The organism is Streptomyces sp. NPDC059564 (genome assembly GCF_042735575.1).
Taxonomy (GTDB): Bacteria; Actinomycetota; Actinomycetes; order Streptomycetales; family Streptomycetaceae; genus Streptomyces.
Map to the genome: position 1 here is coordinate 1 of NZ_JBHWBP010000199.1, position 13677 is coordinate 13677.

15 protein-coding genes are annotated in these 13677 nt (G+C 73.2%); 9 read left to right on the plus strand and 6 right to left on the minus strand.

What is annotated here, in order from left to right:
• The 3 genes from ACFV0Q_RS27185 to ACFV0Q_RS27195 all read left to right on the plus strand — a co-directional run.
• On the plus strand, nucleotides 1-1137 hold a 1137-nt coding region (locus ACFV0Q_RS27185; protein ID WP_385008989.1), incomplete at its 5' end, for an adenosylmethionine--8-amino-7-oxononanoate transaminase.
• A gap of 1 nt (nucleotide 1138) precedes the next feature.
• Entirely contained in the window at nucleotides 1139-1858 is a 720-nt protein-coding gene (gene bioD, locus ACFV0Q_RS27190) for a dethiobiotin synthase (RefSeq protein WP_385008990.1), read from the plus strand.
• A gap of 185 nt (nucleotides 1859-2043) precedes the next feature.
• Complete coding sequence (locus ACFV0Q_RS27195; RefSeq protein WP_385008991.1) at nucleotides 2044-2706, plus strand: class I SAM-dependent methyltransferase; 663 nt, start codon at nucleotides 2044-2046, stop codon at nucleotides 2704-2706.
• Between the two features lie 26 nt (nucleotides 2707-2732).
• Here the strand turns inward: ACFV0Q_RS27195 and ACFV0Q_RS27200 are convergent, their stop codons facing one another.
• On the minus strand, nucleotides 2733-3638 hold the full coding sequence (locus ACFV0Q_RS27200) for a LysR family transcriptional regulator (protein WP_385008992.1): 906 nt from the start codon (nucleotides 3636-3638) through the stop codon (nucleotides 2733-2735).
• Between the two features lie 148 nt (nucleotides 3639-3786).
• On the opposite strand from ACFV0Q_RS27200, the gene ACFV0Q_RS27205 reads away from it, so the two are divergent.
• A complete protein-coding gene (locus ACFV0Q_RS27205; protein WP_385008993.1) occupies nucleotides 3787-4830 on the plus strand; it encodes a YncE family protein in 1044 nt (347 codons plus the stop codon).
• 90 nt (nucleotides 4831-4920) lie between these two features.
• Here the strand turns inward: ACFV0Q_RS27205 and ACFV0Q_RS27210 are convergent, their stop codons facing one another.
• On the minus strand, nucleotides 4921-5346 hold the full coding sequence (locus ACFV0Q_RS27210) for a GNAT family N-acetyltransferase (protein ID WP_385008994.1): 426 nt from the start codon (nucleotides 5344-5346) through the stop codon (nucleotides 4921-4923).
• A 207-nt stretch (nucleotides 5347-5553) separates the two neighbouring features.
• On the opposite strand from ACFV0Q_RS27210, the gene ACFV0Q_RS27215 reads away from it, so the two are divergent.
• The 5 genes from ACFV0Q_RS27215 to mug all read left to right on the plus strand — a co-directional run bounded on the left by ACFV0Q_RS27215 (nucleotide 5554) and on the right by mug (nucleotide 10752).
• On the plus strand, nucleotides 5554-6894 hold the full coding sequence (locus ACFV0Q_RS27215) for a hemolysin family protein (protein WP_385008995.1): 1341 nt from the start codon (nucleotides 5554-5556) through the stop codon (nucleotides 6892-6894).
• Nucleotides 6891-7907, plus strand: a complete 1017-nt coding sequence (locus ACFV0Q_RS27220; RefSeq protein ID WP_385008996.1) for a hemolysin family protein — start codon at nucleotides 6891-6893, stop codon at nucleotides 7905-7907. Before ACFV0Q_RS27215 ends, ACFV0Q_RS27220 begins: the two co-directional genes overlap by 4 nt.
• A gap of 12 nt (nucleotides 7908-7919) precedes the next feature.
• The gene (locus ACFV0Q_RS27225) at nucleotides 7920-8702 is read left to right on the plus strand and encodes an SGNH/GDSL hydrolase family protein (protein ID WP_385008997.1); all 783 of its coding nucleotides are present in this window, start codon (nucleotides 7920-7922) and stop codon (nucleotides 8700-8702) included.
• Nucleotides 8703-8773: 71 nt separating this feature from the next.
• The gene (purB, locus tag ACFV0Q_RS27230) at nucleotides 8774-10207 is read left to right on the plus strand and encodes an adenylosuccinate lyase (RefSeq protein ID WP_385008998.1); all 1434 of its coding nucleotides are present in this window, start codon (nucleotides 8774-8776) and stop codon (nucleotides 10205-10207) included.
• Nucleotides 10204-10752 (plus strand): G/U mismatch-specific DNA glycosylase, encoded by a 549-nt coding sequence (mug, locus tag ACFV0Q_RS27235; RefSeq protein ID WP_385009003.1) that lies wholly within the window; start codon nucleotides 10204-10206, stop codon nucleotides 10750-10752. Before purB ends, mug begins: the two co-directional genes overlap by 4 nt.
• 68 nt (nucleotides 10753-10820) lie before the next feature.
• Here mug and cpt read toward each other — a convergent pair whose 3' ends face one another.
• The 4 genes from cpt to ACFV0Q_RS27255 form a co-directional block, all read right to left on the minus strand.
• On the minus strand, nucleotides 10821-11381 hold the full coding sequence (gene cpt, locus ACFV0Q_RS27240) for a chloramphenicol phosphotransferase CPT (protein ID WP_385008999.1): 561 nt from the start codon (nucleotides 11379-11381) through the stop codon (nucleotides 10821-10823).
• A gap of 74 nt (nucleotides 11382-11455) precedes the next feature.
• Entirely contained in the window at nucleotides 11456-11893 is a 438-nt protein-coding gene (locus ACFV0Q_RS27245; RefSeq protein ID WP_385009000.1) for a hypothetical protein, read from the minus strand.
• Nucleotides 11894-11933: 40 nt separating this feature from the next.
• Nucleotides 11934-12683, minus strand: coding sequence for an ABC transporter permease (locus ACFV0Q_RS27250; RefSeq protein WP_385009001.1), 750 nt, complete (start codon nucleotides 12681-12683; stop codon nucleotides 11934-11936).
• Between the two features lie 20 nt (nucleotides 12684-12703).
• Nucleotides 12704-13618 (minus strand): ATP-binding cassette domain-containing protein, encoded by a 915-nt coding sequence (locus tag ACFV0Q_RS27255; protein ID WP_385009002.1) that lies wholly within the window; start codon nucleotides 13616-13618, stop codon nucleotides 12704-12706.
• Nucleotides 13619-13677: the final 59 nt, after the last annotated feature.

A 13677-nucleotide genomic window follows, 5' to 3' on the forward strand; every position in this document is an offset into this window, starting at 1 on the left:
GGCATGTCCTCCTGGTGGTCGGCGATCCACGGCTACAACCACCCGGTGCTGAACGAGGCCGCGACCGCGCAGCTGGGCCGGATGTCCCACGTGATGTTCGGCGGGCTCACCCACGAGCCCGCCGTCGGGCTGGCCGCGCGGCTGGTCGAGATCACCCCGCCAGGGCTGGAGCACGTCTTCCTCGCCGACTCGGGCTCCGTGGCGGTCGAGGTCGCCGTCAAGATGTGCCTGCAGTACTGGCGTTCGCTCGGCCGCACCGGCAAGACCCGGCTGCTGACCTGGCGCGGCGGCTACCACGGCGACACCTGGCAGCCGATGGCCGTCTGCGACCCCGACGGCGGCATGCACGAACTGTGGCAGGGCCACCTGCCCCGGCAGGTCTTCGCGGACGCGCCGCCCGGTGGCTTCGACGCCCCCGTGGACCCCGCGTACACCGACCACCTGCGCACCCTGATCGCCGCGCACGCCGACGAGCTGGCGGCGGTCATCGTGGAGCCGGTGGCGCAGGGCGCGGGCGGAATGCGCTTCCACAACCCGGGCTACCTGCGGGTGCTGCGCGAGCTGTGCGACGAGTACGGGGTCCTGCTGATCCTGGACGAGATCGCCACCGGGTTCGGGCGGACCGGCGCGCTCTTCGCGGCCGATCACGCGGGGATCACCCCCGACGTGATGTGCCTCGGCAAGTCGCTGACCGGCGGCTACCTCACCCTCGCGGCCACCCTGTGCACCGAGCGGGTCGCCGACGGGATCTCCCAGGGGGAGGTGCCGGTGCTCGCGCACGGGCCCACCTTCATGGGCAACCCCCTCGCCACGGCCGTGGCGCTCGCCTCGATCGACCTGCTGCTCGGACAGGACTGGGCGGGGGAGGTCAAGCGGATCGAAGCGGGCCTGCGCGAGGGGCTCGAAGGCGCCCGCGCGCTTCCCGGGGTCCGGGACGTACGGGTGCTGGGCGCGATCGGCGTGGTCCAGCTCGACCACCCGGTCGACGTGTGGGCGGCCACCCGGGCGGCGGTCCGGGAGGGCGTCTGGGTGCGCCCGTTCCGGGACCTGATCTACGTGATGCCCCCGTTCGTCACCGGCGACGCCGATGTCGCACGGATCTGCCGGGCCGTCGTCGCGGCCGCCCAGGAAGGCTGACATGCCCGTACTCGTCGTGTCCGGTACCGGCACGGAAATCGGCAAGACCGTGGTCACCTCGGCGATCGCGGCGGCCGCCGTGGCCGCCGGACGCTCGGTCGCGGTCCTCAAGCCCGCGCAGACCGGGGTCGGCCCCGAGGAGCCCGGGGACGCCGCCGAGGCCGTGCGCCTCGCCGGCCCGGCCGTGACCGCGGTGGAACTGGCCCGCTACCCCGAGCCGCTGGCGCCCGACACCGCCGCGCGGCGCTCCGGACTGGCCACCGTCGCGCCCTCCGCCATCGCGGAGGCCGCCGCGCGGCTCGCCGCCGACCACGACCTCGTCCTCGTGGAGGGCGCGGGCGGGCTGCTGGTGCGCTTCGACGAGGACGGCCACACCCTGGCCGACGCGGCGCGGCTGCTGGCGGCCCCGGTGCTGGTCGTCGCCCCGGCGGGGCTCGGCACGCTGAACTCCACCGCGCTGACGGCGGAGGCCCTGCGCGCCCGGGGCGTGAGCCCGTTCGGGGTGGTCGTCGGCAGCTGGCCCGCGGCCCCCGACCTGGCGTCGCGCTGCAACCTCGCCGACCTCCCCGAGGTGTCCGGGATACCGCTGCTGGGCGCCGTCCCCGAGGGCTCCGGCACCCTGTCCCCCGGCGCCTTCCGCACGGCCGCCCCGGCCTGGCTGGCGCCCCGCCTGCACGGCACCTGGTCGGCGGAGTCCTTCCTGGCGGCCTGGCCCGCCTGACCGCCCCAAGTGCGGAGCCCGGACCGCCGATTGTCACCACTGCCCGGCGGCCGGGACCGCCGGGCACCTCCGGGGCGGCGGTTGGCGGCGTTCCGGTTTCGTGGCACGCCGGCGCGGGGAACAGCACCCGAAGGGCGCGCGCACCCGCCCCCCGTCAGCCCCCGATCCGCGCCCGGAGGTCCGCCATGCCGCCCGCACCTCCCTCCGATCCGGTCCACCACCCGTACTTCGCCCGCTTCTACGCCCGCGCCAGCACCGCCGCCGAGACCCGGGCCGGGATGGGCACCCTGCGCCGGGAACTCCTCCACGGCCTGTCCGGCCGCGTCATCGAGATCGGCGCGGGCAACGGCCTGAACTTCGCGCACTACCCCCGCGCCGTCTCCGAGGTCGTCGCCGTCGAACCCGAGCGCACCCTGCGCCGGCACGCGGCCGCCGCCGCGCTGCGCGCCGAGGTACCGGTGGACCTCGTACCGGGGGTCGCGGAGGCCCTCCCGGTGAAGAGCGAGGCCTTCGACGGCGCCGTGGCCTCCCTGGTGCTGTGCACCGTACGCAACCTCCCGCGCGCCCTCGCCGAACTCCACCGGGTCCTGCGGCCCGAGGCCGAGCTGCGGTTCCTCGAGCACGGGCTGGCCCCCGGTCCCGGTATGGCCGCCGTCCAGCGCACGCTCGACCGGACCGTGTGGCCCCGCCTCTTCGGCGGCTGCCACACCGCCCGTGACCCGCTCGCCGCGATCGAGGCGGCCGGCTTCCGGATCGTCTCGCACCGCTCCTTCCGCCTCCCGGAACGCGGCCCGTCGCTGCCCACCTCGTACTGCGTCATCGGCTCGGCCCGCCGCTCCCGCGACTAGATCCCACCCGGGCCCGCCGCGCACCGCTACGGCGCCGCGCTCCCCGGCGGAGCCAGGAGCACGGCCGCCAGCAGGTCGCGGAGCCAGCGGTGCCCCGGGTCGGCCGAGTGGCGGGGGTGCCAGGCCATCCCGAGCTCCAGGGGTGCCAGGTCAAGCGGGATGGGGAAGGTCCGCAGGCCCAGCGCGGAGATGGTGTCCGGCAGCCAGTCGGCCAGGGTGAGCGCGACGAGGTCGGTGTCCCGGGCGAGCAGCATCGCGCTCGTGTGGCTCGGTACGACGACGGCGATCCGGCGGCGCAGCCCGAGGTCCGCGAGCGCGCCGTCGATGGGGCCGAGGCGCTTGCCGAGCCGGGAGATGCCGATGTGGTCGGCCGCGGCGAACCGGCGGGCGTCGATCCGCCGGGCGAAGAGCGGGTGACCGCCGCGGGCGACGCCGACCAGGCGCATCCGCGTCAGGTGCCGGGTCCGGATCTCCGGGTCGAGGTGCCCGAGGACGCCGAGTTCGACGTCCACCAGGCCCTGGCGCAGGGCGGGGCCGCCCTCCACCGCCTCCGGCAGGAAGACCACGTCCACGTTCGGGGCCTCCGCGTGGATCCGTTCGGTCAGGCTCCCGGCCAGCCCCACCAGGAGCAGTTCGGTGGCCTGCACGGTGAAGGTGCGCTGGAGGTGCGCCGCGTCGAAACCGGCGCCGGGCCGCAGGACGTTGTCGCAGCCGCGCAGCAACGCGGCGACCTCCTCCCGGAGTTCCAGGGCGCGCGGGGTCGGGACCATGCCCTGGCCCGCCCGGACCAGCAAGGGGTCGCCGACGGCGCGGCGGAGCCGGGCCAGGGTCCGGCTGACCGCCGCGGGTGAGGTGCCGAGCCGTTCCGCGGCGCGCGTGACGCTGTTCTCCTGGAGCAGGGCGTCCAAGGCTCGCAGCAGGTTGAGATCCATCAACGGAAGCGCTCCTGAGCTGCATTTTTACGTCTGGGTCAACTATTGGGTGCTGATCTTTGCATTGTTGCGGAGCCCGCTGGTGCCGAGAGTGGAAACGTCCGCGAGGACGCGTGACACCCCCTCCGTCTCGTTTAGGGAATCCCTCATGCAGCAGTCCCCCCGCGCCGGCCGAGAAGGCGACGTCCTGGCCGTGGTCAGTCAGAGCGGCCCGACGGTCTCGTTCTTCGACGCCGCCTCCGACCGGCTCCTCGGCACGCTGGAAGTCCTCGCCGAGCCGCACGAGTTGTGCTTCGACCCCACGCAGCGGCTGCTGTGGTGCACCTCGGCCTACCACTCGGGCTACTACCACGCGAACGGCGGCCGCCGCACCGAGGTGACCGTCATCGACCCCGACACGCGCCGCATCGTCGAGGTCGTCGACCTCGCCCCCGAACACGGCCCGCACGGGCTGGCGCTGGACGCCGCACGCGGTCTCCTCTACGTCAGCGTGGAGGGCTCCGCGGACCGGCCCGGCGGTGTCGTCGTGGTCGACACGCGGACCCGCAAGCCGCTCGGCCGGATCGACACCGACGCGCCCGGCCCGCACTGGTTCGCCATCGACCCGGCGGGCAAGACGGGTTACGCCACCAACAAGGAGGCGCCGTTCGTCTCGATCGTCGACCTCGAACGCGGCGTCCTCACCGGCAAGGCCGAAGTGCCGGGCAGCGAGGGCCTGGCCGTGTCCGCCGACGGCACGCACGCCTTCGTCGCCGCGCCCTACTTCTCGGTCTACGAGGAGCATCCGGTCACGGGCATCCGGGTGGTGGACGCCGCGACGGCGCGCGTCGTCGACACCCTGCCCACGCGGGGCGTCGTCCTGCCCGTGCACCTGACGTCGACGGGACTGCTGCTCGCCGGCGAGGTGTGCACGACCCCCGACCCGGGGTCCCGGCTCGGCCGCCAGGCACCGGGCCGCCTCACGGTGTTCTGCGCCGGCACCCGCGAACGGCTGGGCGAGGTGGAGGTCGGGCTCTTCCCCCTGACCATCACCTCCTCGCCCGACGGCCGGCTCGCGTACGTGGCCAACGTCGTGTCCTCCACGGTCGACGTCATCGACCTGGAGACGCTGCGCCCCCTGGCCCGGCTGGACATCGCCAAGCTCGGCGAGCCCGGCGCCCACGGTCTCGCGTACGTCCCGCGCCCCGCCTGACCGGCTTCGGGATGACCGGGGGGACGGTGCGGGCGATGGCCGCCCGCCCTCCCGGGAGAGGGACGGGTCACCCGTCCGGCGGAGGCGGGCTCAGCCGGTCAGCGGTTTGACCCAGCGGGTCCAGGCGTCCTGGGGGTGGTACCCGCCGGCCTCCCACGCCCCGTGGGCCTGCGCGTTCCCGTCGAGCACCATGGCGTCCGACCGGCGCCCGCCCAGCTCGGCGAACCGCTCCTCGGCCGCCGCCAGCAGGGCCGAGCCGATGCCCTGCCTGCGGCGCCCGGGGTGGACCGCGAGCCGGTACAGGTGGCAGCGCCATCCGTCGAACCCGGCGATGACCGTGCCGACGAGCTCGCCGTCGCGCCGGGCGAGCAGCAGGGCCCGGGGATCTCTGGCGTGCAGACGCTCGACGCCGGCCAGGTCGTCGCTGATACTCGTGCCCTTGGCGGCACCCTTCCAGAACTCCAGCACCGCGGGCAGGTCCGTCACCGACGCGGGGCCGATGTGAAGATCGCTCATGGCGGGATCCCACCACTCGTGCGCGGTCGGCCAAAAGGATGATCCGCCACCTTTGCCTTTCCTTTACCATGGAGGGCAACGGTTCCTCTTCGACGAAAGGTGTGAGCGTCCGCCCATGGGCGAGCCTCCCAGTCCCCGACCTCCTCGCATGCGACATCGCGCGGCCCACCCCCTCCTGGCTGATCATGGGACGGAGGTGAACGACCGATGACCGAAGTGCTCCTGCTCGTCGTGGCGCTGCTGCTCTGCCTTGCCTGTGGAGTCTTCGTCGCGGCCGAGTTCTCCCTGACCACGGTCGAGCGCAGCGAGCTCGAACGCGCCGTCGAGCGCGGCGAGCGGGGCGCCGACAGCGCCCTGGCGGCCGTCCGCAGCCTGACGTTCCAGCTCTCCGGCGCCCAGCTCGGCATCACCGTGACCGGCCTGGTCATCGGCATGATCTCCAAGCCCTCGATCTCCGCCCTGCTGCAGGGCCCCTTCGAGGCCATGGGCCTGTCGGCCTCGACCGCCTCCTCCGCCGCCCTGATCCTCGGCACCGCCGTGTCGACCGTCGTCCTGATGGTCGTCGGCGAGCTGGTGCCCAAGAACTGGGCGATCTCCTCGCCACTGGCCGTCGCCAAGCGCGTCGCCACCCCCCAGCGCCTCTTCAGCCGGTCCTTCAAGCCGCTGATCAGCCATCTGAACACCACCGCGAACCACATGGTGCGGCGGTTCGGCATGGAGCCCGCCGAGGAGCTGGCCTCCGCGCGCACCCCGCAGGAGCTGGTGGCCCTGGCGCGGCACTCCGCGAAGGCGGGCTCGCTGGAGAAGGACACCGCCGAACTGTTCGTGCGGACCCTGAACCTGGCCGACCTCACCGCGGAGAACGTGATGACCCCGCGCGTGCAGGTGACCGCCCTCGACGTGCAGACCACCGCCGAAGACGTGGCGAACGCGACCATGGCGACCGGCCTGTCGCGCTTCCCCGTCTACCGGGGCAGCCTCGACACCGTCGTCGGCACCGTCCACATCAAGGACGTGCTGGCGCTGCCCGCCGAGGAGCGGCACCGCCATCCGGTCTCGCAGCTGCTGCGCGAGCCCCTCCTCGTACCGGAGTCCCTGACGGTGGACCGGCTGCTGGACCGGCTCTCCGGCAAGCAGACGATGGCCGTCGTGATCGACGAGTACGGCGGCACGGCCGGCGTGGCCACGCTCGAGGACATCGTCGAGGAGGTCGTCGGCGAGGTCCGCGACGAGCACGACCCGCACGAGACCTCCGACCTGGCCCCCGCCGGAACGGACGAGTCCGGGCGGGCCCTGTACTCCGCCGACGGCGCCGCCCGCACCGATCAGCTCCGGCAGATCGGACTGCGCGTGCCCGAGGGCCCGTACGAGACCCTGGCCGGGCTGATAGCGACCGAACTGGGCCGGATCCCGGCCGTCGGCGACCGCCTGGAGATGGACGGCTGGCAGCTGGACGTGGTGGACGCGAGCGGCCGCCGGGCCGCGCGCGTGCTGCTGCGCGCACCGGCCGGACCCGTCGGCGACGAGCGTACGGAGGAGGCCCGATGACCGCCGTCCAGCTGCTGATCGGCCTGGCGACCCTGGTCGTCAACGCCTTCTTCGTCGGCGCGGAGTTCGCGCTGATCTCGGTCCGGCGCAGCCAGATCGAACCGTACGCCGAGGCGGGCGACCGGCGGGCCCGCGCGGTCCTGTGGGGCCTGGAGCACCTGTCGGCGCTGATGGCGGCGGCCCAGCTCGGCATCACCCTGTGCACCCTGGTGCTGGGTGCGGTGGCCGAGCCGGCCATCGCGCACCTGCTGACCCCGCTCTTCGACCTCGCCGGGGTGCCCTCCGGCGTGACGCACGCGATCTCCTTCGTCATCGCGCTGACCCTGGCCACGTACCTGCACATGCTCTTCGGCGAGATGCTCCCGAAGAACGTGGCGCTCTCCGAACCCGTGCGCACCGCGCTGCTGCTCGGACCGCCGCTGGTGGCCCTCACGCATGCGCTGAAGCCGGCGATCTTCGCGATCAACGCCTTCGCCAACGCGCTGCTGCGGCTGCTGCGGGTGGAGGTGAAGGACGAGGTCGCGGCGACGTTCTCGGACGACGAGCTGGCCCGCATGGTCAAGGACTCCAGCGACGCGGGCCTGATCGACGACCGGGCCAGCGAGCGGCTGCACGACGCCCTGGAGCTGGGCCGGCGGCCGGTCAACGACGTGGTGCTGCCGGTGGCAGGGGTCGTGACGGCCCGGGAGGGCATCACTCCGGCCGGGCTGGAGCGATTGTCGGCCGAGTCGGGTTACTCCCGCTTCCCGGTCGTGGACGCACAGCGCGGGATCCTCGGATACCTGCACGTCAAGGACGCCCTGGACGCGATGGAACGGGACGAGCCGTTCCCGGTGTCCGAGCTGCGCGCCATCGCGCAGGTCCGGGCGGAGACCCCGCTGGACGACGTACTGACCGCGATGCGGCACAACCGCACGCACCTGGCGGCCGTCCTCGGGACGGACGGGGCCATGACGGGCCTGGTGACCATGGAGGACGTCCTGCGTGAGCTGTTCGGCAGGCCCGCGCGGTAGCATCGCTCCGCCATGGAGATGAATGCCTCATACACCAGTTTCGTCGCGGTCGGCGACTCCTTCACCGAGGGCATGTCCGACCTGCTCCCGGACGGCTCCTACCGGGGCTGGGCCGATCTGCTGGCCGCCCGGCTCGCCGCTCGCGAGCCGGGCTTCCGCTACGCGAACCTCGCGGTGCGCGGGAAGCTGATCGGGCAGATCGCCGAGGAGCAGGCCCCGGCCGCCGCCGCGATGGGCGCCGACGTGGTGACGCTGGTGGGCGGGCTCAACGACGCCCTGCGCCCCAAGGTCGACATGGGCCGGGTACGCGGCCACCTGGAGGAGGCCGTGGCCCTGCTGGCGCCCTCCTGCAAGCACCTGGTGCTGATGCGCTCGCCGGGCCGCGACGGCCCGGTCATGGAACGCTTCCGGCCGCGCATGGAGGAGCTCTTCGGCATCCTCGAAGAGCTCGCCGCACGGCACGGGGCACTGCTGGTGGACCTGTACGGGGCCCCGGTGCTCGGCGACCAGCGGATGTGGGACGTCGACCGGCTGCACCTGACCGCCGCGGGGCACCGCCGGGTGGCCGAGGCCGTGTGGCAGAGCCTGGGCCTGCCCGCCGAGGAGGACTGGCGGGCCGGTCTGCCGACCGCCGTGCCCCCGGGCTGGCAGGTGCGCCGGACCGAGGACCTGCGCTTCGCCCGCCGGCACCTGCTCCCCTGGATAGGCCGCCGGCTGACGGGCCGCTCCTCGGGCGACGGCCGCCCCGCCAAGCGGCCGGAGCTGCTGCCGTACGGAACCCCGCCGCTCTCGTAGCAAGCCACAATCCGGGGCGGGGCCCCTACCTGCGTAAACACACAGCCGCGGCCCAAGTAGAATCCCTACACGTGACAGCCAAGCCCCGCATCCCCAATGTCCTGGCCGGCCGCTACGCCTCCGCGGAGCTCGCCGTCCTGTGGTCCCCCGAGTACAAGGTGACGCTGGAGCGGCGGCTGTGGCTCGCCGTACTGCGCGCCCAGAAGGACCTCGGCATCGAGGTCCCGGACGCCGCCCTCGCCGACTACGAGCGCGTCCTGGAGACGGTCGACCTCGCCTCCATCGCCGAGCGCGAGAAGGTCACCCGGCACGACGTGAAGGCCCGGATCGAGGAGTTCAACGCCCTCGCCGGCCATGAGCACGTCCACAAGGGCATGACCTCCCGCGACCTGACCGAGAACGTCGAGCAGCTGCAGATCCGGCTGTCGCTGGAGCTGGCGCGGGACCGTACGGTCGCCGTCCTGGCCCGCCTCGGCAAGCTGGCCGGCGAGCACGCCGAGCTGGTCATGGCCGGCCGCTCCCACAACGTCGCCGCGCAGGCGACGACCCTGGGCAAGCGCTTCGCGACGGCCGCCGACGAGCTGCTCGTCGCCTACGACCGCCTGGAGAACCTCCTCGCCCGCTACCCGCTGCGCGGGATCAAGGGCCCGGTCGGCACCGCCCAGGACATGCTCGACCTGCTGGGCGGCGACACCGCCAAGCTGGCCGACCTGGAGCAGCGCATCGCCGCCCACCTCGGCTTCTCCCATGCCTTCACCTCGGTCGGCCAGGTCTACCCTCGCTCGCTCGACTACGACGTGGTCACCGCCCTCGTGCAGCTGGCCGCCGCGCCGTCCTCGATCGCGAAGACCATCCGCCTGATGGCCGGCCACGAGCTGGTCACCGAGGGCTTCAAGCCCGGCCAGGTCGGCTCCTCGGCGATGCCTCACAAGATGAACACCCGCTCCTGCGAGCGCGTGAACGGCCTGATGGTCATCCTGCGCGGCTACGCCTCGATGACCGGCGAGCTGGCCGGCGACCAGTGGAACGAGGGCGACGTCTCCTGCTCCGTCGTCCGCCGCGTGGCCCTGCCCGACGCGTTCTTCGCGTTCGACGGTCTGCTGGAGACCTTCCTGACCGTCCTCGACGAGTTCGGCGCCTTCCCGGCCGTCGTGGCCCGCGAGCTGGACCGCTACCTGCCCTTCCTCGCCACCACCAAGGTGCTGATGGGCGCGGTCCGGGCCGGGGTGGGCCGCGAGGCCGCACACGAGGTCATCAAGGAGCACGCGGTGGCCTCCGCGCTCGCGATGCGCGAGCAGGGCGCCGAGCGCAACGAGCTGCTGGACAAGCTGGCCGCCGACGAGCGGATGCCGCTGGACCGCGCGCAGCTGGACGCCTTGATGGCCGACAAGCTGTCGTTCACGGGCGCGGCCGGTGACCAGGTCGCGACGGTGGTCTCCCGCATCGAGGCCATCGCGAAGGAGCACCCGGAGGCCGCCGGGTACGCGCCGGGGTCGATCCTCTGACCCCCGACGAGCTCGAAGCCGCCCGCGACCGCGTCCTCCCGGACGTGGTCGCGGGCGGTCTGCGCGTGCTCTTCTGCGGGATCAATCCGGGACTCCTCTCCGCCGCGACGGGCCACCATTTCGCCCGCCCCGGCAACCGCTTCTGGCCGGTGCTGCACCTTTCCGGCTTCACGCCCCGCAGGCTCGCCCCGGAGGAGCAGGAGGAACTGCTCACCTACCGCCTCGGCATCACCAACGTCGTCGCCCGGGCCACCGCCCGCGCCGACGAGCTGAGCGCGGAGGAGTTCCGTGAGGGCGGCCGGATCCTGACGGCGAAGGTCGAACGACTGCGCCCCGACTGGCTCGCCGTCGTCGGAGTCACCGCCTACCGCACCGCCTTCGGCGACCGCCGGGCGGCGATCGGCCCCCAGGACCGCACCATGGGCGCCACCCGCATCTGGGCCCTGCCCAACCCCAGCGGCCTCAACGCCCACTGGACTGCGGAGTCCATGGCCCAGGAATACGCCCGCCTCCGCGAAGCCGCAGCACCCCCACCCAGCGCCTGACCACATCCCCTCCCGGCCGTCCTCGCCTCACCCGGCGGCGCGGGGGCGGGATCGGCTCGGCCCACCCCTCAGCGGGCCGCGCTCCCCACCGCCCCTGACCGGACATGGGCCGCGATGGCCCGGGCGCAGTCCATCGACTCGGTGTGGGTCGTGTCCACCTCCAGGTCGTAGAGCACTCCCCGGTGGACCACCTCCGCCTGTGCCTCCGCCATCCCGGCCACCCGGTCGCCCCTGGCGACTTCGCGGCCCGCGGCGACCGCGCTCTCGCATCTGACGCCGACCCACAGCACACTCAGCCCGCGCAGGGCCTGCCGCCACCGTTGCTGGGACGCCGCCCCACCGAGGAAGACCTCGTCGATCACGACCCGGGCTCCCGCCCGCGCCATCGCGGCGATCCCCTCGATCCACGCCGCTTCCAGTTCCCGGAACGCACCCCCGACGACCACTTCGCCGTCCGGAGCGAACTCGATGCCCCCGTCCGAGGTCTGCATCGACGCCGGCATCGCCTCGATCAGACCGTCGATCCCGAAGGCGAGCCATGGATCCGGCAAGACCGCCTGCAGACACCGGGCGATCCCCGACTTCCCCGAGCTGGAACCACCGTTGAGAACGATCACCTGAGTCGTCATCGCGCCACAGTAGGGTCACGCCCATCGTCGGCGAAACCGGTTTCAGGGCCCGCCCATCCGCCCTGGTCGGAGCGCTAGGGCGGGTCGGTGACGGTAACCCCTGCCATCAGCGCGTACGAGTCCTGCTCCCCCCATTGCGTCACGCAGGCCACCAGCCATCGGTCCCCGGCGCGCCACACGTGCACGTGGTCGGTGCTGTTCCCGAGCTCCTCCCAGGGCTCCGGCATCCCTTCCTCCCCGGCGTCCCCGACGGCCGGCGACCGGAGCGTGAAGACCAGCGGTACTCCCCAGAGCTCGGTCAGGGCCTGGGTGAGGGCCGCGTACTCGGCGCTGATCTGCTCGGCGGCCTCCGCGCGGCCCGAACCGTCGTCCTCCCAGAAGTCCCCGGTCTCCTCCAGCCGCAGCAGGTGGTGGCCCGGGCCGCTGCTGTGCCGGCCGAGGCGTACCGGTGTGTCCACGAAACTCTGGGCCCGCAGCCGGTCGATCAGGTCGAGATGCTGTGCCGTGGTCATGCCGTCAGTATCCCGGGGGCCACTGACAACTGGCCCGGTGTCACGCGTCCCGCCGCCGCAGGGCCAGCCATCCCGCCGTCAAGGCCGCGATGGCCCACAGCGCCGTCACTCCGAGCCCGGTCCAGGGGCCGAGGGCCCCCTCGGCCTCCATCCGCATCACGGCCTGTCCGGCCCGGTCGGGCATGAACTGCCCCGCACCCTCCGCCACCTGACCGACCACGAAGGGGACGATGAGCAGGAAGGGTATGAGCAGGCTCATGACCAGTGTGCCGCTGCGCACCAGCGCGGTCAGGCCGGCCGACAGCAGGGCGATCAGCGTGAGGTACACCCCGCTGCCGAACACGGCCCGCAGCGTTCCCGGGTCGCCCAGCGCGAGGGCGTACTCCCCCATGAAGGCCTGCCCCGCGGTGAAGGTGACCAGGCCGGTGATCTGACCGACCACGAAGGCCGGTCCGGCCACCGCGGCGACCTTGGACAGGTACAGCCGGGTCCGGTTGGGCACGGCGGTGAGGGAGACCCGCAGGGCTCCGTTGCGGAACTCTCCGGCGAAGGCGGTGGCGCCGAAGGCGACGGCCGCTATCTGCCCGAAGTTGATGCCGAAGAAGGCGCCGAGCAGGCGGTCCTCCCCCAGGGCTCCCGGTTGCGACGTGCCGATCGCGGCGGCGGTGAGGACGGTGAGGCCCGCGGTGGCGACGAAGACGGCTATCAGCGATGCGAGGACCGAGCGGGTGGACCGTATCTTGATCCACTCCGAGTGAAGGACGGAGACGGTGGGCAGGGCGGTGGTCACGGCTGTGGCTCCCATCGGATTCAGGCGGCGGTGGCGGAGAACGGGGCGCGGCCGGCGGTGAGATCGAGGTAGGCCTGCTCCAGCGAGGCCCGCTCGTCGGCCAGTTCCAGGACGGGGATGCCCTCTCGGACGGCGAGGTCGCCGATCCGCTCGGCCCGTATGCCCTCGACGGTCCAGCGCCCGTCATCGGCGGCGACCAACTCGAAGCCCTCCCGGGCCAGGGCGGCTCCCATCCGCTCCGGCTCCGAGGTCCGCAGCCTCACGCCGGGGGTGCTGCGGGCATCGATGAACTCCTCCAGCGGGGTGTCGGCGAGCAGCTTGCCCTGACCCAGCACGACGAGGTGGTCGACGAAGGCGGCGGACTCCGCCATCAGGTGGCTGGAGACGAACACCGTGCGCCCCTCGGCGGCGAGTCCGCGCATCAGCTCGCGGATCCAGATGATGCCCTCGGGGTCGAGGCCGTTGGTCGGCTCGTCCAGCAGCAGCACTGCCGGGTCGCCGAGCAGGGCGGCTGCCATGCCCAGGCGCTGACGCATTCCGAGCGAGTAGGTCCCGACGCGACGGTGGGCGACGGCGGCGATGCCGGCCTGTTCCAGGACCGCGTCGACCCGGGCGGGCGGGATCCCGTTGCTGACGGCGAGGACACGGAGGTGGTCCCGGGCCCGGCGGCCCGCGTGGGCCGCCTGCGGGTCCAGGAGGACTCCCACCTGGCGCAGGGGGTTGCGGAGGTCGGTGAACCGGCTCCCCCCGATGGTGGCGGTGCCGGAGGTCGGCCGGTCCAGGCCCAACAGCAGGCGCAGGGTCGTGGACTTGCCGGCCCCGTTGGGCCCGAGGAACCCGGTGACCCTTCCGGGCAGGACGTCGAAGGTGAGGTGGTCCACGACCCTGTGGGTGCCGTGGTCCTTGGTCAGTTCGCGGATCTCGATGCGGTTCATGGCTCAAGATTCGCCGTCGGACGAGCCCCTGTTCCTCCCCCGTGCGAGGGTGCCGTGTC